At 51.9% G+C, this 22,340-nt stretch carries 19 protein-coding genes and 1 tRNA gene; 8 read left to right on the top strand and 12 right to left on the bottom strand.

Translation table 11 applies throughout. The annotated features are described in order from the left end of the window. Nucleotides 1-15: 15 nt before the first annotated feature. Complete coding sequence (locus HPY73_02765) at nucleotides 16-5,376, top strand: DEAD/DEAH box helicase (GenBank protein QLH74478.1); 5,361 nt, start codon at nucleotides 16-18, stop codon at nucleotides 5,374-5,376. 279 nt (nucleotides 5,377-5,655) lie between these two features. Here HPY73_02765 and HPY73_02760 read toward each other — a convergent pair whose 3' ends face one another. The 3 genes from HPY73_02760 to HPY73_02750 all read right to left on the bottom strand — a co-directional run bounded on the left by HPY73_02760 (nucleotide 5,656) and on the right by HPY73_02750 (nucleotide 6,702). After that, nucleotides 5,656-5,997 carry a hypothetical protein gene (locus tag HPY73_02760; protein ID QLH74477.1) on the bottom strand — a complete coding sequence of 114 codons (342 nt, stop codon included), beginning with the start codon at nucleotides 5,995-5,997 and terminating at the stop codon, nucleotides 5,656-5,658. A gap of 196 nt (nucleotides 5,998-6,193) precedes the next feature. Continuing rightward, the gene (locus HPY73_02755) at nucleotides 6,194-6,388 is read right to left on the bottom strand and encodes a hypothetical protein (protein QLH74476.1); all 195 of its coding nucleotides are present in this window, start codon (nucleotides 6,386-6,388) and stop codon (nucleotides 6,194-6,196) included. A gap of 71 nt (nucleotides 6,389-6,459) precedes the next feature. Continuing rightward, nucleotides 6,460-6,702 carry a hypothetical protein gene (locus tag HPY73_02750; GenBank protein QLH74475.1) on the bottom strand — a complete coding sequence of 81 codons (243 nt, stop codon included), beginning with the start codon at nucleotides 6,700-6,702 and terminating at the stop codon, nucleotides 6,460-6,462. Between the two features lie 408 nt (nucleotides 6,703-7,110). Here HPY73_02750 and HPY73_02745 point away from each other — a divergent pair, with 408 nt between their 5' ends. From HPY73_02745 to HPY73_02730, 4 genes are all read left to right on the top strand, one after another. Beyond that, nucleotides 7,111-8,355 carry an ankyrin repeat domain-containing protein gene (locus HPY73_02745; protein QLH74474.1) on the top strand — a complete coding sequence of 415 codons (1,245 nt, stop codon included), beginning with the start codon at nucleotides 7,111-7,113 and terminating at the stop codon, nucleotides 8,353-8,355. A gap of 63 nt (nucleotides 8,356-8,418) precedes the next feature. Next, nucleotides 8,419-9,321 carry a radical SAM protein gene (locus tag HPY73_02740; protein ID QLH74473.1) on the top strand — a complete coding sequence of 301 codons (903 nt, stop codon included), beginning with the start codon at nucleotides 8,419-8,421 and terminating at the stop codon, nucleotides 9,319-9,321. Beyond that, complete coding sequence (locus HPY73_02735) at nucleotides 9,318-10,532, top strand: HAD hydrolase family protein (GenBank protein QLH74472.1); 1,215 nt, start codon at nucleotides 9,318-9,320, stop codon at nucleotides 10,530-10,532. Before HPY73_02740 ends, HPY73_02735 begins: the two co-directional genes overlap by 4 nt. Beyond that, nucleotides 10,516-11,115, top strand: a complete 600-nt coding sequence (locus HPY73_02730) for a phosphoribosyltransferase (protein QLH74471.1) — start codon at nucleotides 10,516-10,518, stop codon at nucleotides 11,113-11,115. The genes HPY73_02735 and HPY73_02730 overlap by 17 nt, the downstream gene beginning before the upstream one ends. A gap of 101 nt (nucleotides 11,116-11,216) precedes the next feature. Here HPY73_02730 and HPY73_02725 read toward each other — a convergent pair. Beyond that, a tRNA-Pro gene (locus tag HPY73_02725) sits at nucleotides 11,217-11,294 on the bottom strand. A gap of 142 nt (nucleotides 11,295-11,436) precedes the next feature. Between HPY73_02725 and HPY73_02720 the strand changes: the two genes are divergently transcribed. Then, nucleotides 11,437-12,549 carry a transglutaminase family protein gene (locus HPY73_02720; protein ID QLH74470.1) on the top strand — a complete coding sequence of 371 codons (1,113 nt, stop codon included), beginning with the start codon at nucleotides 11,437-11,439 and terminating at the stop codon, nucleotides 12,547-12,549. A 3-nt stretch (nucleotides 12,550-12,552) separates the two neighbouring features. Here HPY73_02720 and HPY73_02715 read toward each other — a convergent pair whose 3' ends face one another. Genes HPY73_02715 through HPY73_02700 form a run of 4 tightly spaced genes read right to left on the bottom strand, consistent with a single transcriptional unit; the run spans nucleotide 12,553 to nucleotide 16,564 of the window. Next, nucleotides 12,553-13,515 (bottom strand): NAD-dependent epimerase/dehydratase family protein, encoded by a 963-nt coding sequence (locus tag HPY73_02715; protein ID QLH74469.1) that lies wholly within the window; start codon nucleotides 13,513-13,515, stop codon nucleotides 12,553-12,555. After that, nucleotides 13,512-14,051, bottom strand: coding sequence for an RdgB/HAM1 family non-canonical purine NTP pyrophosphatase (gene rdgB / locus HPY73_02710; GenBank protein QLH75624.1), 540 nt, complete (start codon nucleotides 14,049-14,051; stop codon nucleotides 13,512-13,514). The genes HPY73_02715 and rdgB overlap by 4 nt, the downstream gene beginning before the upstream one ends. Nucleotides 14,052-14,077: 26 nt before the next feature. Next, on the bottom strand, nucleotides 14,078-14,692 hold the full coding sequence (locus HPY73_02705) for a Kae1-associated serine/threonine protein kinase (GenBank protein QLH74468.1): 615 nt from the start codon (nucleotides 14,690-14,692) through the stop codon (nucleotides 14,078-14,080). A gap of 21 nt (nucleotides 14,693-14,713) precedes the next feature. Next, on the bottom strand, nucleotides 14,714-16,564 hold the full coding sequence (locus HPY73_02700; protein ID QLH74467.1) for an ATP-dependent DNA helicase: 1,851 nt from the start codon (nucleotides 16,562-16,564) through the stop codon (nucleotides 14,714-14,716). Between the two features lie 97 nt (nucleotides 16,565-16,661). On the opposite strand from HPY73_02700, the gene HPY73_02695 reads away from it, so the two are divergent. Both HPY73_02695 and radB read left to right on the top strand, forming a co-directional pair. Next, nucleotides 16,662-17,900: an MFS transporter gene (locus HPY73_02695; protein ID QLH74466.1), complete on the top strand. Its 1,239-nt coding sequence runs from the start codon at nucleotides 16,662-16,664 to the stop codon at nucleotides 17,898-17,900. 29 nt (nucleotides 17,901-17,929) lie between these two features. Next, nucleotides 17,930-18,601, top strand: a complete 672-nt coding sequence (gene radB, locus HPY73_02690) for a DNA repair and recombination protein RadB (protein QLH74465.1) — start codon at nucleotides 17,930-17,932, stop codon at nucleotides 18,599-18,601. 1 nt (nucleotide 18,602) lies between these two features. On the opposite strand, the gene HPY73_02685 is transcribed toward radB, so the two are convergent. The 4 genes from HPY73_02685 to HPY73_02670 are packed head-to-tail and all read right to left on the bottom strand — an operon-like array spanning nucleotide 18,603 to nucleotide 22,285. Then, on the bottom strand, nucleotides 18,603-19,589 hold the full coding sequence (locus tag HPY73_02685) for a polyprenyl synthetase family protein (GenBank protein QLH74464.1): 987 nt from the start codon (nucleotides 19,587-19,589) through the stop codon (nucleotides 18,603-18,605). A 2-nt stretch (nucleotides 19,590-19,591) separates the two neighbouring features. Next, nucleotides 19,592-20,650 (bottom strand): type 2 isopentenyl-diphosphate Delta-isomerase, encoded by a 1,059-nt coding sequence (locus tag HPY73_02680; GenBank protein QLH74463.1) that lies wholly within the window; start codon nucleotides 20,648-20,650, stop codon nucleotides 19,592-19,594. Between the two features lies 1 nt (nucleotide 20,651). Beyond that, entirely contained in the window at nucleotides 20,652-21,425 is a 774-nt protein-coding gene (locus HPY73_02675; GenBank protein ID QLH74462.1) for an isopentenyl phosphate kinase family protein, read from the bottom strand. Between the two features lie 44 nt (nucleotides 21,426-21,469). Next, nucleotides 21,470-22,285: a zinc ribbon domain-containing protein gene (locus HPY73_02670; GenBank protein ID QLH74461.1), complete on the bottom strand. Its 816-nt coding sequence runs from the start codon at nucleotides 22,283-22,285 to the stop codon at nucleotides 21,470-21,472. Nucleotides 22,286-22,340 lie beyond the last annotated feature (55 nt).

Below are 22,340 nucleotides of genomic sequence, written 5' to 3'. Positions count from 1 at the left end.
AGGAGGGGAAGAACAATGACGATAAACCCAATTGCATTCGCCGAAGATGTCAATCGCCAGTTCCTTCGATATCAGCTATCTGCCTTTCCCCTCTCTGACAAGGACCTTTCACGTCAGGCCGAGGAGATGCTCGGACTTCACAGCGCCAGGTCCGAGCTGATAAAGGGACCGTACATATCCCTCTCGCGATCGTTCGCAGAAGGTGCGGGCCTCGATGAACTGGTCCGAGCTGGTAGATTGCATCCCGGCATCCAGGAGATATTCTCGAGGAACGGCATCCGTAAGATGTATGCGCATCAGCAGGACGCTTTTGACGCGGTCACCTCTGGAAAGCATTGCCTCATCTCGACCGGCACGGGGTCGGGCAAGACGGAGGCCTTCCTGTACCCTATACTGGACCATTGCTTCAGGTTAAAAGACCAGAACGCCAGGAAAGGCATCGTGGCGATCATCGTCTATCCGATGAACGCCCTAGCACAGGACCAGTTGGAAAGATTAAGGCCATTGTTGGTCGGAACAGGGATCACGTACGGGATGTATGTCGGGTCCACGCCTGAGAAGAATGAGAACGTCACGGGCCTGGTCAAGATGAAAGAAGGCGAGGGGCCCGAGCATGTAGAATCCTATAAGAAAAGATATCTTGACGATCCCACCACGTCGTTCGCTCCTTATGAGGAAAGGATATCTGAAGAGGAGATGAGGGATGACCCTCCACGTCTGCTGCTCACCAACGTTAACCAGCTGGAGTTCCTCCTCACCAGAGGTAAGGACCTGGGCATGTTCTCAGACGCCCCTTTGAAGTTCATCGTCTTCGATGAGGCCCATACCTATACCGGCTCGAGAGGTGCCGAGGTCTCCGTCCTCATCCGCCGCCTGAGGGCCTTCTGCAAGAAGACGTCCGATGATGTGATCTGCATCGGCACCAGCGCGACCATCGTCGACCCGAACGACAAGGATGCTGCCAGAAAGTTCGCTCATCGTTTTTTCGGTGTAGATAAGGAAAAGGTCGTTCTGGTGAAGGAACGGTATGATGAACAGGATTGGGCAGAGGAAAATATTGTTCCAGATAAATTCGGTGAGGAAGCGGCCGGGCTCTATGATATGGCCTTGGAGATGGTCGATTCAGAGAGAGGGATGGAATATGCATCTAAGATCATCGATAAGATCGGAACAGGCATCAAGGTATCCTCGGATTGGAGGTCTTCCCTGTACGACGTCCTCCGCCGCAATGGGGTGGTCCGTTCCCTGTTCGAGATCATAAGCGAGCCGAAGCCAATCGAGATGGTGACGAAGGAGCTATGGAACAGGTTGGACAGAAAAGACCCGGATCCGAATGCGACCCTCGAGGTGCTTACATATCTCGCCCTAGGGGCGGCAGCGGAGAAAGATGGCGTTCCGCTGCTGAGACCTCAGCTGCATTATTTTGTCCGAGGAATGACCGGTGCCGTCGCAACGCTCTATATTGAAAAAGGACAGACCCAGGCGAGGCTGTATTTTTCAAAGGCCAAGGCAGCGCACACCGAGGATGTGGTTCCAGAGGTCATATACCCGGTGCTGAGCTGCGGCAACTGCGGACAGCATTACTTCCAGACCCAGGTACATCAGGCGGTCCAAAATGGAGAAGAACTCGTAGGGGAAATCTCTGGGGAGAACACATTCCTCAGGGTCAGTCCAGAAGGAGAAGGACGTACGGTAGTATTCACAAATCGTTTTGTCTCAGAGGAGGAGGACCTCGAGGACAGCGAAAAACATTCTAGGAGATTGGACGAGAAAAGGCAGTTGATGTATCTGTGCAGGCATTGCGGCTCCATACATTGGATGTCATCAATAAAATGCTCGAACCCCTTATGCGCCAAGAAGGACGAGCTGCTGCCTATCTACGTGATCAAGACCGATAATGACGGCTTCGTCTCTTCTTGCCCAAGCTGTGGTCAATCCGGTGGTCGGGCTGGAGGGAAGCAAAGGTCCCCGCTCCGTCCCCTGAGCGCCGTCCAGGTCGCAGATGTCCATATCATGGCGCAGAATATGATCAACTCACAGGCTGTCGACAACCGCAAATTGATCGTGTTCGCCGATAACCGTCAGGACGCGGCGTTCCAGGCCGCATGGATGGCAGACCACGCCAGAAGGTATCGTTTGCGCCACATGATCTACCTGATCATCAAAGATGCAAGTTCACCTATGTCAATAGGGGACATACAACGCAGGCTCCAGGAGCAGCTTAAAAAGAACAACGACCTTGCCAGGGCACTGGCCCCCGAGGTCTTCGTAGGAGAGGTGGAGGAAAAGTTCACTACACACCTCGATGATCAAATGAAACGTTACCTCAGGATACTCCTGATAAGGGAGCTGGTCACCTCATTCAGCAAGTCGGAGAACTTGGAAGGTTGGGGTAAGGCGAAGGTCATCTACTACGGGCTCGATGAGAGCGATGGGACGGTCCAGGACCTGGCAGTGAAATATGGAATCTCCACCACCGACCTTGTCCTGGGGATCGAGAACCTGTTGGACGTGTTCCGCCGTCAGGGACATTTTTACGACCCTGTCGAGCCCATCTTCACCCAGCGTTGGTCAGAGGGGAGCCCTGATGTTCTGCGCGGTTACCTTCCCTACAGGGATTATCCCCCAAAAGGTCTGAAGCTGAGGAGAGAAGGTAATGATAAGAAGGACTACATCACGCAATTGCTCTCCGATCGAGGCAGCACCTTGGTCCAGCATCTGGCTAGAAAATGGGGGGTCGAGGAAGGACAGATAACAGATTTCGTGGAAGACATCTGGTCGGCGCTGGTCTCTAAATGGAAGTTGCTCAAATCCGTGACATTGATAGATCATCGAGGGCGTCCGCTTCCGGGAAGCTCAGGTGCCTATCAGGTCGACTCAAGCCAGATCGGAATAGTGATCCAAAACGAGAAATTCGTGTGCAATATCTGTGGCAGGTCACATACCCGCGCGACACCGAGGATGGTCTGTACAGCATATAATTGCAGGGGACATCTCGAAAGACAGGAACCATCTGAGAACGATTATGACGTCAGCCTTCTGGAAAGGGACTTCACCATGTTGGTGGCAAAAGAGCACACCGCTCAGGTCCCGCAAGAGATGCGTCATGACATAGAGAAGGAGTTCAAGAAGTCCAATGGGGCGGTCAACTGCCTCGTGGCAACGCCCACCCTCGAGCTCGGGGTAGACATCGGGGCCCTGGACATGGTCCTGATGCGCAACGTCCCCCCTCTTTCATCAAACTATTGGCAGAGGGCAGGCAGGGCGGGCCGAAGACATAGGATGGCCGTCATTTACACGTATTGCAGGAAAAGCGTCCATGATGAGTATTTCTTCGAGGAACCGATGCGCATACTGTCGGGGCGCATAGGCCCACCGAGGTTCAACCTACGCAATCCGGTCATGATCGAGAAGCATGTCCATGCGTGCGTGCTGACCAAATTATTTGAAGCGGCCAAGGCCGATGGCGCCGACCCGAAGATCACGTCTGAGCTCAGTAAATACCTTCCCAATTTCATCAGGGATTACATCATAGATGAGAACGGAAAATATCGTCACAGACCGCTCGACACCTCCCCGCTGCAGAGAACGATAGAATCTGTAGGTCCAGAGATCGAGCGGTATATCAATGGCGTGTTCAAGGAGAATTGGCCCCTCGATGCGATCTCAGAGGTCGAAGAGGTGAGATTGAGAGAATACATCTCAAGTACAGGCCTCAAGCTCGCTGAACATGTGAAGACGATCCACAGAAGGATGATGTGGGCGAAGATGACCAGGGACAACCTGTCAGAAAAAGAAAAGGACGTCGTTTCATTGGACGAAGGTGAGAAACGTCTGAAAAAGAGATGTCAGGATTACATTGAGAAGATAACCAAGAGCGACCTGGAAAATTATACATTGAGCGTATTGGCCAGAGAAGGCTTCCTGCCAGGTTATACGTCCAGTCAGGGCAATACCATAGGTTTTGCAGTAAGGTCTTACAGCACCTCTTCGAGGCCCATATCATTCGATCTCCCACGTCCGAACACTTTGGCTGTACAGGAGTTCGTTCCTGGAAACATCATCTATGCAAACGGCGGACGTTACAAGACCTCATATTATCATTTACCATTGGACAGAGGTCAGACCAGCCCAGACAAGTTCATGGTCGATGTCAATAAACAGTCAATTTATGAGATTAACGAGACACCTACAGATTATCGGTCGGACGATGTAAAGGAACTCGGGGCCATCCCGATCGGAGATGTTGAACTGGCATTTATCTCGCTCGTGTCCGATGAAGAGGAAGGACGTTTCAGGATGCCGGTCTTCATGACTGGTCATCTTCGCAATGAGCATCGTGGGATCGATAGATATAGGACAGGACTTACGGTAAGAAAGGAGTTCGAGCACAGGCATGGACAAAGGGTCAGATTGGTCAATATAGGTGCGGCGGACCAGGTCAAGGATAAGAATCTAGGCTATCCGATATGCGCTGTCTGTGGGGCTGTCCGGTCTCCTTACGCTTCGGATGAGACAATAAAGGATTTCGAGAAAAAACATAAGGTCAGCTGTAGCGTGGCCCCGTCCCGGTTAGGTCTTTACACCGAATCTCAGGTAGATGGTTTGCTGTTCTCAGGGCTGGTGAGTTTAGATGAGGCGATAAACCTGACAGAAGGAATAAGGATCGCCGCGGCCGTTCTTTTAGAAATGGAGGTAGAGGACCTTCAGATAATTATATTGCCAAACATGGACGGGATGTTCGACGTCATGCTTTACGATCCGATGCCAGGAGGATCGGGCTTGATCGATCAGATAATCGAAAGATGGTCCGAGATCATCGAGACCGGGTCAAGGGTGCTACAGAATTGTCCAGGCAATTGTGCCAAAGCATGTTACGACTGTATGAAGACCTATCGCAACATGGTCGATCATGAAAAATTGGACAGAGGGTTGGCCGTCAAAATGTTGAACGAATTCAAGGGAACGGTTGAAAAGATAGGCAGCGTCCCCCCTTGTGTGACGATCTGGGGAGAGGATTGGGGATGTACGAATTCAGCAGAAGATAGATTGGCTGCCTGGCTTAAGCAAAAGGGTATCTGGGGCTTTGAGCCACAGGGCGAGATAACGGTCGAACTTGATAAGCGGTTCCAAACATACCCAGACTTCTATTATAGGAATTTAGAAGGCAAGATAACCATCGCGATCTATCTGGACGGGCTATCAAGGAACATCCATGGAAATCAAGGCGTCAAAAACAGGGACCGCATGATACGGAGCAGATTGAGATCGATGGGCATAGAGGTGATCGAAATTGCCGCCACCGACCTCGATGACCCAAGGGCGATGGACCTGTTCTACGAACAAATAGTAAATGCGATGAACTCACAGATGTAGTCAATATCGGGGGTAAAGATTGCTCCTTGGTGAAATTTTGTTGGGCTCTGGTAATCTCGCGACAATCGATAAAATATTAAAGAATGTCAATCTAAAACTCAATGAAAATCGACAACGAAACATGTCATTCTAGAGCCAAGAAATTGGTTCAGCACGATTTTATAAGATTTCCATTTGTATGGTGATTTCCAAACATATTATCTCAATACCTTAATGTCAACACCGAACGGCATTGAGGTTCTTAATTTTTTAATCGGGGACCTTTTTATAATATCTCCATCATGTATGAAACAACAACACCCTGGAGACAGCTTTTGTGAACGCAGGGTCCTTGCCCAGATGATCTTTGAGTATCTGTAGTGATGTATCTGATGCGTATCCTATTTCGGCCATGTCCACAAGGGTCTCGAACGCCCTGATCTTAGAAGGTCGCGGACCATTGAAGCACTGGTCCAAAACGTTCTGCGTCATGTCCTCTACGGGAACTTCGGACCGTACAACATCAAAGGTCAAATGGATGCCCTGCGCAATCCACGCCTCTTTGACAGGAAGGTTTCCTAACGTACTTCCTTCTTTAATGTACCTTAGGACCTCCTCTTCCATGTCGAAATAATCAGTCATGTACCCTTCCCACTCCCTTGAAAATAGTGTTCTGTGCGCCCTGCAACAGGTTCTATAATCGGACGGTTAACGTGATGACTCGTCGATTGGGGATATGCTGTTCTAGATTGCGAACTGATATAATTCCTATGAACAAACAGGTTCAAGCAGGCCATCAATGATTAGAGATAGAACGTAGTTGTCAGCGCTTAATCTCCTAGATGAGCTGAATCGCCTTCTCGACCTTCATACGGTACATTCCATTCATCTTCTTAGCCACGTTGTCCTTCAGGTAGGTCCTGAAGGACGGTGGGACCGTGTCGGTCCCGTCAGACCAGACGCAGTTTACAAAGTTGTGTGACCAGATGTTCCTGCCTTGACCCCGATCGAAGATGAATCTAGCGCCTTCCATGTCTTGCCTGTCTTCTCAATCAAGGTGTCATCGATAATCAAACGATCTCCAGTACGCCCCTGCATCGATATCTAGAGCCGCAGGCGGTCCGCCCGGCGGAGAGCGTTGCCGGAGCGATGCAGGAATCCATTCAAGGAGCTCTGGCTCTTGCCGTCCAACGCGAACGAGGCGATGTCCATAATGTTCTTGTCGCCATCATCTCTCAGGATGAGGCCGCCGATGTACGCCTGAAAATCCCCCCACTGGGGTTTGCTGAGCAACCCCTGTACGGGGCCAGCCGTTCCCCTATTTCGAGCGAGTCCTTTTTGAACCATAAAGTGCATCCCAGATAATAATTTTCAAATCAAACTTATAATACTATCCAGATTTAATAAGTGCAACAGTCTTCTAAAAATATTGGGTGGAACTACAATTTCAGTAAAGCAACAAATCGTATCAAAAATAACCATTTCGAAAAAAGGGTTTATTCAAATTTCTAAGGCCACATCTTTGGACCATAATTTGAAACAAATCTCCATTGTGCTTATTGATAATCTCATCTTTATTATTATATAATTTCATTGATTAGAAATATGTTTAATAAAATTATTATGATATTATATATAATAATTTGTCGTGTGTATATAATTCTTACAAATTCCGAGCAATTGTAATTATATATTACATTTAAAAAATATAAAAATATCGATAATTATAAAAAGTATGAGTTGTTTACATTTTTTATGAGTTTTAATGATTACTCCTCAATAGCGGTTAAGATTAGAAACCTCAGGGAAAGAAATGGTTTATCTCAGGAGGATTTCGCACAAAAGCTTGGTGTCGCTAGGCCAACAATTTCAAATTGGGAGAACGGGAAAGTAATTCCAACGTCGGAACAATTAATTCTCATAAGTAAAACATTTTCGGTGAGCGTAGATTCGATTCTAGGAATAAATGTGAATGTTGAGTCATGGATAGTTCCTGACACATCAGTTTTATTGAAGAGGCCTAGGTTAATTGAGGAATTAGTTAGAAAGTTCGATAAGGTCCTTGTTTCAGAGATAGTCATATCAGAGCTTAATCACATCAAAGAAAAAAGTAATCATAAGATGAGACAGCAAGCATGGGTGGCCATGGCTGGACTCGAAGAACATTTAAAGAAGCCTGGTAGCAAGGTGGAATATATTCTCGATGAATCGAAGAGGGAAACAAATGATGACCGAATCATCTATATGGCATCCCTTCAGGCCCGTGAACATCCAAATGCCGTTGTTAATGTTCTTTCAGATGACATATATTTTTCATTGCAAAAGAAATTCGCTCCAAACCTCAAATTTATATCTCTAAGCGAATATAGTAGCATCCTATATGAGGATGCTTGCTTGTACGATCAAGTGGCCACGCAAGAATTCTTTAGCGAGATTAAGGCCAAGCGTCTGGATAAAGCTCAAAAGCTTCTGGCAAGAGGTATAGACATTAATAAAATCGATCCAAATTCGGGGTTCACTCCCTTGATTCAGGCAATTAGGAATAGGGATTTACAAGCGATTGATTTCCTCCTTTCCCTCCCTGGTACCGACATCAACAAAATGGATATGAGCAAGTATGAACTTCCACCCATTTCCCATGCAGTTCAATTAAATAGCATAGAGATCGTGAAAAAACTTATTGCTGGAGGCTGCGACTTTGACCTGGGAAGTAATGGTAAGAATGCAGGAAACACTCCACTTATGATTGCTTGTTGGAGCGGATTTAAAGAAATAGCAGAGTTGTTGATAAAAGAAGGAGCATGCCTGAACCAGCAAGATAACAATGGCTACACTCCACTTATGAAAGCTTGCATAAGGAACCACCCTGAAATTGTTCAGTTACTGATTGATGGGACAGACAAAGATGTAAGAAGCAGAGAAGGAAAGATTGCCGAGGACTATGCTATTAAAAATGAGCGGATTAAAAAACTCTTTCGCTCAGAAAATTTAGCACGATAATCATAACTGGCGGGAGATTAAATGATTGATCGAGCGTGCATTTCTATTAGTGGCGATTGCAATATGAATTGTAGCTATTGTCACCTTAGAAGAAATAGAGCAAAGCATGAGAATATGACATTCTATCAGATCAAGCTCATCTTAGATAATTTTATGGAATATGCTGAGGAGAGGAGGGTAGAACGGTTCAAGATAGGTCTCGTAGGCGGAGGCGAGCCATTATTGCAGTTCGACCTTATCAAGAAAATAATAAATTATTCAAAAAGATGTGATTTATTTTCATTTTATACAATCACAAACGGGACACTTGTAACAGAAGAAATATTATCATTTTTTAAAGAGGAGAAAAATAAAATCAATCTCAACTTTTCACTTGATGGTTATAGAGAATTGCATAATCTCTGTCGGAAGGGGCATGATGATAGTGGTAGCTTTGATGTCGTGATGGATGCAGTTAAGCGTTACACATCAATGTTTGGCGAAGAACCGATTATCAATTGCACCGTGCACGCAAAGACAATTGAAATGAGGGAAAAAGTCTTTCATTTCTTTAAGAGCAATGGATTCAACAGGGTATGCTTTTCCAGAATGATCGGCGGATACGATTTAGGACTAAATATTTCCACAGAGTCATTTGAACATTTTTTATTAGAAGCCTTAGTTCAAGGTTTTGATATGCGCCAGTTGCAGAAAATGGACTCATATGATTGCACTGTGTATGGTATGAAATGTGGGGTCGGGAGAACCAACATTTTCTATGCAAATGGGAATATCTTCCCGTGTGGGCGTTTTATAAATTTAGAAGATTATGTCATAGGTCAATACGACACACCAATTCAAGATGTTGAACTTAACATGAAACGTTTTCATTCGAACTCTCCAAATCAATGTTATTACGACTCACATATTGCAGAACAAAAGACGTTCCCACTCTCATCGACAAATGGACGGGAGGAAGCTTTGTGAAAGTAGCTATTTATGGTCTCCCGAGGAGTGGAAAAGATTTTTTTATTACTCACTTAGATAAGGTTATACACATCCAGGGCTCTAAGTGGCTTGACGAGAGATCGAATGGCAAGTTCAAAAGCCTCCCGGAGCACGATAAAGAAACAATAAGAAAGGATTTCATTAGATTCGTCAATCAACAGATAGGTAAGCACCTTGTTGTTGATGGGCATTATTCTTTCCCAGATATGAACGGGACCTTCAGAGTAGTGTTTACGGAGGATGATGCTGATTGCTATGATTTATTTGTTTATCTGGATACACCATCTAATAAAAATCTTGAAAGATTGCAGAATTCAGATAAAAATGAGAAATACCGAGGACTTAGAACCCAAGACATTGATGCATGGAAAAATTTTGAGATTGAAGGCCTAAGAAAAGAATGTGTGATGCGTGATAAGGACCTTGTAATATTCGATTCTGATATACCAGCTGCTTTAGAATATTTCAACCTAATATTAAAAAAGGAACCAATCACTGATACAATCGCTAACGCGAAAAAAATTGTCCAAGACATCATCAACAATTCTTCTGGGAAAAATATCATCTGCTTATTAGATTGTGATCGAACTCTGGCGTTAAATGACGTGACATATGATTTCTTAACGTACGCTGGCATAAGTCCAACAATCATGAAAGAAACCTTTGGGGATAATAGATACTCTTCATACCAGTTCTGGAAGATGGCCGTGAGGTACTCAATGGTAAATAATTATGATTACTATTGTTCCAAAGCTGCAAAAGGTGTATCTTTGAATTGGCCCCTCATAAACGATGTGAAATTAATACATAGATGTTATTTCGTAGGAATAACTTCTGGTCTGTATAAAAGTTGGGAAATAATTAGGCAATCAAATGGCTTCCCCGATGTAATTATAGGGGGGAGCAACTTCAACACAGACAGATTGGTCGTATCCGATATGTTAAAGGGTTACATTGCGAAATTCCTCAGGGAGCGAGGAAAGAGGGTTGTTGCTGTTGGGGATAGCATGAATGACTATATAATGCTCGAAATGGCAGACAATAGCTATGTTGTTGCCACTCAAAAGATAAGTTCCTCTCTCCAAACATACTTATTAGCAAATCGGCATTCAATTAAACAACCTGTGTACAACAAATTCTTTTTTCATGGGGTAGATGTTGTGGGGAGCATCCATGAAGATATTATCTGAGGTTTGCCCGAGCGAAGTTAATATACACATAGAGATTTGTAAAAGCGATTCTGGCGTGACAGGTCAAAAGCTTAGATTGGCACACTACGAACTTGGCAAAATTATGGGTCGACAAATCACTCAGGATTTCAAACAAACAAATCCTGCGGAATTTACCACTTTATGTCTCATGCGATCCGGCCTTTGTTTTGGATTGGGCATCGTTGATGAATTAGATTGCACTCTTCTGTTATTGGACGAAAAGAATGACACCCTATGGTCATCACCAGATTCTATTTATTTTAATAAGTATATTGAATACAATTTGCCTTACATTAAAAATAAATATGTCATTCTGGTGGATGCCGTACTAAATACTGGTCAAAGTTTATTTTCAGTTTTAAATAAAATCGAATACTTTTGCACCCAAGCGATTATTTCTGTTAATGTAGTCCAAGAAAAAATGGTAAAGGTACTCGAAGGAAAGAATGCATACGCTATCCGAACATCAAGAAATCAATTCGTAGGTTCAAAAACATTATATCAGAAGGATGGAAAAGGTCCCGACACTGGGGACAGGCTTTTTAAAATGATTATTGCTTAAAGTCTTGATTTCACCTCTGATATAATTCGTATTATTACAATTGTCGGATTGTATTATCATATTTATTTATAAATAATAAAGAAAATACAAAATGAATTGATTGGTGGGTCTGCCCGAATTTGAATCGGGGTCTCAAGCTCCCAAAGCTCGAAGGATGGACCAAGCTACCCCACAGACCCAGGTATCCCGCTCTAATGCAGAACTTATCAATATAGTTTATCATGGCTGTTCCCCCTCACGTCCCATGCCCTGTCGCATAAATTATCGGATGCCGGAACCTCCTGAATATCCTTTAATCCTTACAGCTCCGTTCAGAACCTCATGCGTCCTTTGGCCAAGGCCGCCACCATAGGCATCGCCGCGGCGACGGTGTTCATAGCCCTGTTGTTCATCCTGATACCATACTGGGAAAGCTTCGTCCCCGACGGGTTCGAGAAAGAGGACCTCAAGGCCCCCTCGCTCACGATCGGGCCGGCGCTCGTCGCATGGACAGGCTCTCCCGTAGCGACATCACCTCCAAGCAAGGACTTCAGCATGAGGTGGTGGATCACGCCGGTCTATAGCGGTTTCGGCGGCTCGCTCAACATCACACTGACCAACACAGGCAACACCAAGCTGCACATCTATTCAGTCGGGATCGAATGGCCGGACCATTCCATCTCGACCTACAAGGTCGTCAATGTCAACATCACCAAGGGAAGGTCCGCCGACCTCGGTGCCATCTACTTCCAGGCCCCATCAGGGGTCTCCTCGGCCGATTACGCCATCGTGATATCATTGTCCGCGCAGAACAAGTTCGGGGCCTGGTACGACTTCGGCGAGGTGCGCAGCGAGAGGCACAGCTCTGAGATCCTTCCTCTGGGCACGGACAGGTCCTATGACATCACTGACAACCCGGTGAGATACTTCAAGAGGGTCAACGACCTCGTCGAGGCGGATGCAGTGAAAAATATAGTCCAGGGATTCGACATAGCCTCCTCGTACGATATCCAAGAGGTCGTCGCCGCCTTCGACTGGGTCCGTTCGAACATAAAATATGTCAATGACCCGAATGACGTCTGGCTCTCGGCCTCCGAGACCATTGCGCAGGGAGGCGGGGACTGCGAGGACCAGGCGCTCCTGCTCTGCTCCATGGTATTGGAGCTCGGCGGGAACGCGAGGATGAACTTCATAAAAGGTCATGCGTTCGCCACGGTATACGTAGGCGACACACCGGGCACCATGCAGCAGGTACAGGACGCCATAAGCTCTCACTATGGCCTTGAGGTCAGGGCGTTCTTCCTCATCGATGCATTGGGATACTGGCTCGTCCTCGACTCCACAAGCTATCATTATTGCGGCGGCATGCCCACCCTCTCGGTGCCGACAGGCCTGGGGATCAACGACTTTGCCTTCGAGGACACCGACTTCCTCTACACCATCGATATCGTATGATGATCACGCCTTGCCGAGTATCTCCCTGACCGCCCGCCTTATGGACCCTTCAGATCCCATCTTTGGGCTCCAGCCCTTGGCCTCGAGGGCATCGATGGCGAGGAGCATCTCCTTGACATCGCCAACCCATCCCCTGCCTCCCTTGACCCCGCCGGTCCACTCATATCTCACATCGCGCAGCCCCATCTCCTCGACCACGATGTCGGCTATGCCCTTGACGTTCAGCCTGTCCTTGGAACCTATGTTGTAGACGGCGACCTGCTCCGACGCCCTCTCAGCTCCGATGACCATGCCCTCTACGCAATCCGACACGTGGACATAGGACTTGTTCGTCCCCGGCTCCGCGCCGAGTATCTCCAACCGCGAGGGGTCCTCCCTGAGCTTCCTGATGAAATCGTGAAGGACGTTGTGCGTGCTCCTAGGCCCCACGACGTTCGCGAACCTGTAGATGACGCCCTCCATGTCGAAGGTGTGCGCGTATGAGGATATGAGGGCCTCGCACGCGAGCTTCGAGGCCCCGTAGATGGATATCGGCAGCAACGGGCCATAATCCTCGGGCGTCGGTATGACGGTCGGCTCGCCATAGACCGTCGAGGTGGAGGGGAAGCATATGCCCTTCACACCATTGGCCCTCATCACCTCAAGGACCCTGTATGTGGCCAAGATGTTCTGGTCGATGTGAGTCCTTGTGTTGTTCGGGCCTTGTCTCACATCTGGGTTGGCAGCGAAATGGAAAACGACCTCGACACCCTCCATATGGTCCTCCAGTCCATTGCCCAGAAGGTCGGCGTTCACCAGCTCGAACCTATCATCTTGGAAAGCGTTCGACAGGAACTCCATCCTTCCAGCGGAGAGGTTGTCGATACCGACGACATCGCATCCCAACGAGAGGAGGCGGTCGGTGAGATGGCTCCCGATGAAACCTGCGCATCCCGTGACCATGACCTTGCGTCCCGCCACCTTCATCTCTCCCCCTCCTTCGACCTCAAGGCCTCCACGAAGAGCCTCATGGCATTGCCACGGTGGGAGAACCTGTTCTTCTCCTCCATCTCCATCTCCGCGAACGTCTTCTCTGAGCCGTCGGGAATGAATATCGGGTCGTAGCCGAAGCCTCCCGTGCCCCTTATCTCATCGATTATCCTTCCATGGGAGACGCCCTTGACGACGGTCCGGCCCCGGTCGCTCATATGGCATCCGATGCAGCATTCGAACCTCGCCCTACGGTCCTCGACCCCTTCCAGCAGTTTCAATATGCCCTCGCACCCTATGGTCGAGAACACGTAGCTGGAATAGACCCCCGGGAACCCTTTGAGGGCGTCGACGAACAGCCCCGAGTCGTCGAGGATGAAACCGTCATGCCCCATCGACATTATCTGGTCCAGGCAGCACTCCACCACCTCCTCCAGGGTGTCCGCCTGTATCTCGTCGCATTCCACCGCAAGGTGCCTGACCTTGTACCCGAGGGGCGCAAGTCCGTGCCTGAACTCCTCCAGCTTGTGCATGTTGGACGTCACGAGCGCCAGCTCTTTCAAGTGTAGCGCCCCCTGTCCTCGATGTCCTTGATCTTCCTGATGACCTCTGGCGCCTTATCGAAATGCTCCGAGTAGGAGGCCAGGATGACATCGAAAAGATGCAGCATGCCCGAGTGCGCTGATTGGAACGCCTCCTTCAGGAGATGGAGGTCCACGCCCATCTCCTCGACGGTCGCGTTCTTACCTCCAAGCGAGAAATCGATGAACCAGACCCTCCCCTCGGAGAATATCATGTTGGAGGTGGTGAGGTCGCCATGCGTCATGGAGCCCTTATGAAGCAGCGCCACGAGCCTGCCTATCTCCCTGCACAGATCGACCCTTTCGGGCTCCTCGGCCGATTCTAGGAGGTCCTTGACCCTCGGCCCCTTGACCTCCTGCATGACCATCTCCGAGCCAATGACGTCCACATCATAGATGATGGGCGTAGGCACCCCAAGCCTCCTCGCCTCCTGTATGAGCCTCGCCTCGTTCTTCGTCCTCGAGGCCCGCAACGACGAGTCCAGGTCGGGATGCCGATATGCCTTCGGAACCCTTGACTTGACGATGACGTCCCTCCCCATCCACACGTCCTTGCGGATCTCTGCCTCGGCGCCCCTTCTGATTACTTCCACGGCCGAGAATCAAGGTCGCCTCTAATAACCTTTTTCCGCATCACCCTCCTTACCATCGGGCCCCTTGCCCCCGCTCTCTGGATGGTGGAAGGCCCTCAGGTCCGACGCGATGTCCTCGCTGACCTTGTAACAGAAATCCTCCGGGAAGGCGCCCCTCACCGCCATCGACGCATAGCGTTCGTCCATCAGGACGATGCTCGCCCTGTCGTTCTCGCCCCTTATGGCCCTTCCCGCCGCCTGGAGCACCTTGGCCACGGCCGGGTAGGTCCTCACATAACATTGCGCCCTCTCATGCCCATATCTCGCGCTCAACCTCCTCACCATCTCCTCCGTGACGATGCTCGGCGGGGACAGCGGCCATCCGACCACGACCACGGCCGACAGGACATTATCATGGAAGTCCACACCCTCCGCGAAGGAACCGGATATGTTGGCCAGGAGCACCGACCTTTCATCTCGACGCAGGGAGACGAGCATCGCGTCCCTCTCTGACCTGGCCATCCCTCTCCTCTCGACCAGGAGCCTTGAGCCTCCGGTCAGCCTCCTCATCTCCGCCTCGACGGAACCTAGCATCTCGTAGGAAGGGAAGAAGGCCGCGACATTGCCCTCCACCGCATCTGAGATCTCCATCAATCTCAATGCCATCCTCGTGTACATCTCCTTCCCCCTCTGCTCATATCTCGATGTCACGTCCTTGACCGCCAGGATGTTCCTGTTGGAGGGGTCGAAGGGCGATCTGTAGCGCCTGCACGCGCTCATATCGCCGATGCCGAGCAGGTCCGCGAACATCTCCGGAGGGTGGAGCGTGCCGCTCATGACGATCGACGACCTCATCTTCTCGAACACAGGCGCGGCCATCAACCAGGGTTCCATGAACCTGCAGTGCAGCTCGCCTGTGGAAGGGTCGGCGTACCTGAAGCTTGAGGAGCCGTTGGCGTTCCAGGCCCTTAGGAACATTGCCACCTTTTCCAAAGGCCCTCTTGTTTTCTTCTTCAGGGAGGAGGAGATGAGCTCCGCCAGCTCCTGACAGGACAATCCGCATTCATCGGTCACAATGGTCTCGAGCTCCTCGGCAGAGATCTCCCTCTGTGGCCCGAAGCAGAGGACGTCGAACTGCCTCAACATGGCCTGGAGCGCTCTTCTGGCAGCGCGGTCCTTGATCGACCTTGAGGCGGACAACAGCGCCGCTCTTGAGAGGGAGGAGGAACAGGCCTCGACCATCCTTGTCGGGAGACCGTGCGCCTCATCAACAATGAGAACACACCTGTCCATCTCCCTTCCTGCCCGGTCGATGATCGAGCCGTCCGTCGGCGAGAAGAGATGATTATAGTCGCAGACCACGACGTCAGACTCTGCCAAAGCCCTCAGGGCGGAGCGCCAAGGGCACGCCCCCGCCCGAAGGCACATCCTTTGTGCCTCCGTCGCATGGAGCGGATAGTCAAGGAGCCTCATCGCAGCATCTGATATCCTTTTCTCGTCGAGGAAATAGCAGTCATCGGATGACAGGCAGGGGCAGACCTCTCCCTTCCTCCTGCACAGGCACATGTCCTCCCTGGAGATGAGGTCGACGACGGCTATCTTCTGTACCCTCCATATCCTCCTCGCGGTCTCTATCGCGGCATTGTGCTGAGATTGCCTTGACGTCATGAAAATTACAAGGCCTTCCTCTTGCAGCGTGGTCTCCAGCGCCGCGGTCAATGCCACGGCGGTCTTCCCCATCCCGGTGGGGGCATGTGCCACCAGGTTCACCCTGTTCCTCACGCAAGACCTCGCGTCCTCGAGGAACTGTCTCTGCCCCTCCCTTGCCGAGGCGAATGGGAAGAGGCCCCCTGCCCCATCAGGACATCCTATCAGCGGTTCATGGGCTTCCATGTCCTAGCTAAGTTACACAGGCCAAGTCAACCGTTTCTATTAGATCCAGGCTACGGGCCCCATAATCCTATTAACCTCATCAGGCGTTCCTGGCCAGGTGGACGTCGGATATTACAGAGGAAGGAAGGGCATATCGGTCGCGCTGTTGCTCCTGTGCTGCACCTTGATGGGATACATCTCCCGCTCGACGATATCGGTCGCCCTCCCGTTCATCTCGGACGATTACGGATGGACCTCGTCCGAGCAGGGGTATTGGGGAGGCATCCTGCTAGGCATATTCCTTGTGGGGTATGGCGTGTCGAACACCCTCCTGAGCCCTCTGATAGACGTCTACGGCCCGAGGAAATGTCTCACCGCGGCCATCGCGATATGGTCGTTCATCACGTTCCTGACCGGCGTGCTCGGCCTGATATTCAGCGCGTTCATGGTCCTGAGACTTCTCCTAGGGGTCTCGCAGGGCGTGCTGTTCCCTTCTGCCAGCAAGGTGACCAAGACAGGGTTCGAGCCGAAGCTCAGGTCCCGAGTCAACGGCCTCTACATGAGCGCGATGTTCATGTCGAACATCCTGATCGCCCTTTTGATGCTCCCCCTCATCAGGCTGATCGATTGGCGGCCGGCGCTCTGCGTGGTAGCTATGGTCGGATTCGCTCTCGCCATCATCGTCTGGAGACACCTTTCGGACGGGACCGGCCTCAACCATAGGCCGAAGGGCGTGCGGGAGGCGTATGGCGACATAATCGTCTCATTGAGGCGCGTCATCAAGGTCAAGGGGTTCATGACGGTGACGTTCGCCGACGCGTCGATGAACCTGGCCTTCTGGGGTCTGTCGCTGTGGATGCCGACATATCTTCTCAACGGCAAGGGCTTCTCCTTGGACGATCTCGTCTGGGCGCTGCCCTTGGCATACACGGGAGGCGTATTGGGCATACTTATAGGGTCATGGCTGAGCGACCGTATCGGGAGGAGGTCCGAGGTCACGGCGGCCTTCACCTTGGGAGGGGCGCTCTCCCTTCTCCTGATGATGTTCGCCAGTGGGCAGGCTGAGATAGTCGCATGCTGCTTCGCGGTTTTCTTCTGCATATCATTGCTCCCTGCCAATGCCTACACGCTCTTGCAGCTGATCGTCCCGGCCAAGGACACCGGCGCCGCTACTGGCCTTCTCAACGGCCTGAGCAACGGGCTAGGGGTCTTCGGCCCAGTGGTCATCGGGCTCAGCGTGGCATTGACCGAAAACTTCGATTCAGGCATAGCGGTCATGGCGGTCTCGCAGGTGGCGGCCGCGTGCTGCATCTTCGCCTTCCGTGCCTATGAGCGCTCCGCGAAGGATGACCAATGATTTATGTGTCCAGAGTCGGTTAGGCCTTCGTGGACTATCTTCCTTACGGCTGCGCGTCATTGGACTCGATGCTCGGAGGGGGCATCGAGATGGGATGCATCACCCTCATCTACGGCGAGGCAGGCACTGGCAAGACCAATCTCTGCCTGGTGCTCGCGAGGAACATGGTCCGGAGGGGGAAGAAGGTCATATACATCGATTCCGAGGGAGTATCCCTGGAGCGGCTGAGGCAGATATGCGGCGATGATTTCGAGAACGTGAGCAAGAACATCCTGTTCAGCGAGGTCCATTCCTTCAAGGAGCAGGAACAGATGGTTGACAAGGCCATCAAGCTCGCTGAAGGGAACCCTGATATAGGGATGATCATAGTCGATTCGATGACCATGTTCTATCGCCTGCAGGACAAGGACGAGGAGCGTGCCGAAAGAAGGTCGATGGCAGGGCAGAGCGCAAAGCTCCTCTCATTGGCAAGGAAGAAGGGACTGCCCGTGGTGATGACGTCGCAGGTGTTCATGGACATCGACAAAGGGTCGGTGGAGGCGCTCGGGGGCAACGTGCTGCATCATAACGCGAAGACGATAGTCCGCCTCGAGAGGTCGGGAGTAGGGAGGAGAAGGATGACGGTCATGAAGCACCGTCATCTGCCCGAAGGAAAGAGCGCGGAGATCCAGCTGACGGAGGGCGGCATCGAGTGCGGATGAGTCACCTGTCCCTTCCGACCGAGTAGGATATGAGCTGCTCCAGCATCTCCCGCTCGCGGCAGTCCGGGAGGCATTTTAGAAGCTCTTTCGCCCTCAGGGCAAGGTCCTGAGAGGCCTTTGTGACATAATCTATGCTCCCTGTGCGCCTGAGCACATCGATGGCGGCGCTGACCTCTTCGTCAGTGGCGTGCGCATTGCCCAACGCCCTCATCAACGTCTCCTTATCCTTTCCTTCCTTCAGGTGCTGCAGCGCGTGCACGATGATGAGCGTCCTCTTCCCGTTCCTGATGTCAGAGCCGACCGGCTTCCCGGTCCTCTTGCTGTCGCCGATGATACCGAGCACGTCATCCCATATCTGGAACCCTATGCCGAAGAGCCTGGCGCATTCCTTCATTGCGGAGACCTGCTCCTTCGTGCCGCCGCCGATGATGGCACCCCCCTCGGCCGCGCAGGAGAAGAGCACGGCGGTCTTCTTCTCCACCATCTCAAGGTACTCTTCGATGCTCACGGTCGGGCGGTCCTCATTGTCGATGTCCATCTGCTGCCCCTCGGCGATGAGATAGACCGTCTCCGAGACGATGTGCACCAGCTCTCTAAGGGCCTCTCCAGGCACGTCCGTCTCGCTGAGGACATCATATGCCCTGGCGAAGAGCGCATCTCCGGCGATGATGGCGGTCGGCTCGTCGTAGACGATGTGCACCGCCGGCCTTCCCCTTCTGACGGGGTCCTTGTCCATCACGTCGTCATGCACCAATGTGAAATTGTGTATCATCTCTAGGCAGCAGCCGAAAGGTACGGCCTTTTTACCGTTCTTGCCGACCGCCTCGGCGACCAGCATGGCCAGGATAGGCCTCATGCGCTTTCCCCCCGCCTCTGGATAATGCATCATCGCCTTCCTGAGCTTCTCATACTTGCCATACTCCAGATAGCCCATGATGCTCTGGTGGAGTTCTTTTGCCATCTTGTCCATCTCTTTCGGAAGCTCCATCTTCAACCCTCCCTCTGAACGATCCATTCCCTGGTGATGCCGGTGAGCACGCAGTCCTTCTCGGCCAAAGAGGGTATGTCCTTCGAACCTGTGAGGAACATCGCGACCCTCAGCTCCTCCCGGACCTGGGAAAGCACCTTTCTCACGGCCTCGGCGGACTCCATGGCCGCCGGAAGGACGGCCTTTGCCATACCTGCGCAGCTCGCCCCGAGCACTATGCTCGATGCCACATGTCGACCGTTGAGGATGCCGCCGGATGCGATAAGCGGCAGGCCGACGTCGGCCTCAACGAGGGATACAGGTGCTGGAACCCCCCAGTCCGAGAACAGCCTTCCGATGGCCTCGCATCTCGCGTCGCCCATCTGTCGTGCCCTGAACATCTCCACCGCGGCGAACGACGTGCCTGACACGCCAGATATGTCGATGCCCACGATCCCCGTCCCCTTCAGCCGGATGGCCGCCTCCCTCGAGATACCGGCACCGGTCTCCTTGGCGATGCAGGGGACCTCCCTTGCCACCGCCCTGATGGCGTCCAACACCCCCTTGGCCCTCGTGTCCCCTTCGGGCTGGGCGACCTCCTGCAGGTAGTTCAGGTGGATGGCCATGACATCGGCATCGACCATCTCCATCGCGTCCTTCACGTCATCAACGGTGAAGGCCCTCCTCCTCTTCTGAGCGATCAGCTGCGGGGCCCCGACATTGCCTATCTTCAATGGTACATCATGCTCTTTAAGGACCGTGTAGCTCGGGTCCTTCCGGTTCTCAATGGCCGCCCTCTGGCTCCCGATGCCCAGGCCGACCCTCATCTCCGCGCATGCCTCGGCAAGGTTCGCATTGATCCTCTCGGCGTCCTTGAAGCCTCCGGTGATGGCCGTCACTATCAACGGCATGCTCAGCCTCTTCTTGAAGATGGTCACGGATGTGTCAATTTCATCAAGGTCCACCTCGGGGAGCGAGTTGTGTATGAGCTTCACGTCGTCCCAATTGTTGTGCTCCTGTACGACCTTCTCTCCCAATGCCACCTGGATATGGTCGGCTTTTCTCTTCTCTATCTTCCTCATCTCAACCGCTCCTGACCCTGGAACAGACCAGCTCTTCTCCCCTCAGGGCAGAGCAGAGCCTTCCTGGCACATTCCCGTTGATGATCATCACCTCTTCGGTGCTCTCCGCCATATCGAGCATGTGCTCGAGCTTGGCGAATATGCTGCCAGTGACGTCGTCGCACCTCTCGCTGCGGGGAAGGGAGCTCAGCACGCCCCGGTCGATCGTTCTCAGCAGTTCCGCATCCGGGTCCATATGAGGGTCGCTGGTGAAGACACCGTCGACGTCCGTGACGAAGATGACCTTCCTAGGTCTCAGATCCTTGGCCAGGCGGGCCATCAGCTGGTCCCCCGAGCATATGCCGAAGCCTCTGACATCATCGAGGACCACGTCCCCGAAGGATACTGGCGTTATACCGAGGGCGAAATAGTCCTTGAACTTCGACACATCGAGCTCGCACAACCTGCCCTCGCTGAGCTTGGCGGCCGACCCCGGGACTATGCTGACAGCGTCCAGGCCCTCGTCGGCAAGGGCCTTCATGAACCGGTTATCGAGGTCCCTGACGTCCCAGCTGACCTGCGCCACGCCTTTCACCTGTTCCTCTGACATACGGCCTAGATGTAGCGCATACTTCTTGGCCACGACGTGACCGAAAGACCCTGCGCCATGTATGATCATGACCTTCTCGCCCGATCCCAATATCTCCCTGGCGAGGCGGCGGACGGTGCTCTCCCTGAACGTCCTGTATCGGCGCTTGTCGGTGATGACGCTCCCGCCCAGTTTAATCAGTATCATTTCAACTGCTGGAACATATTACGGGCCTGATAAATAGCTTCTCTTCATGCCCTTCTCGCGCCGCACTTCCTGCAGAACACGTCATCTTCTCCGAGGATGTTTCCACAGGACGCACATCTGGCCTCCCTCTCGGCCTTGGCCCCGCACTTTCCGCAGAAATTGTCGCCTTCCACCAGATCGGCCCCGCATTGCCTGCACCTTTCTGGTCCTGGGACGGCCGGGGGCGCCTTCATCTCTGCCTTCGCCTCGGGCGATGGGGGAGCATCCTTTGCAGGAGACGCCCCTATGGACCTCTTGGCCTTCAAGGACGTCTTGAGGCATTCGGTGTAGTCGGCGGCGTCGAACGATGCCTGTGCCTCCCTCATGAGCTTCTCGGCCTCCACGACGTCCCTTCCATCGGCGGAGGCCTTATCTATCTCCGCCCTCGCGGTGGTCATCATGAACTTCGATTCAAGATAGTTCTGAGGCAGCTTCTTCACCTCATGGACGCTGTGCTCTTCAGGCGGTCTTTCCTTCATCTCGGCCGGGGCATCGGGCGACCTTGGCCTCTCTGGAATGGGCATGTCCTTCGCCTTGATCAGGACCTCTTTCGTGGCCTTGGCAACGCTTATTGTCTTTGCATAGTCCCTCTGGTCATATGACATCTGGGCGCGTTCCAGGAGCACCTCGGCCTCCCTTGTGTCCTTGCCCATGTCCTTGAGGGACCTCGAGACCGCCTTGGCGCTCATCAGGGCGTTATAAGCTTCATCCCTGTTAAGGACGGCCTCTATCTCCTCCCTTCGCTTCGGCCGCATGTACTTGAACTCGAACCAAATGACCATTATCAGAAGCACTAACAGCAACGCTATGAAGATCAACATCCAGTCCAGAGCCGGGCCCCCAGGAACATCATTACTGATTAGAAACCTCTACGCA

It is taken from the genome of Methanomassiliicoccales archaeon (assembly GCA_013415865.1).
Classification (GTDB): domain Archaea; phylum Thermoplasmatota; class Thermoplasmata; order Methanomassiliicoccales; family UBA472; genus MVRC01.
The sequence above is the reverse complement of the archived record's forward strand: the minus strand, read 5'-3'. Positions and strand labels throughout refer to the sequence as shown.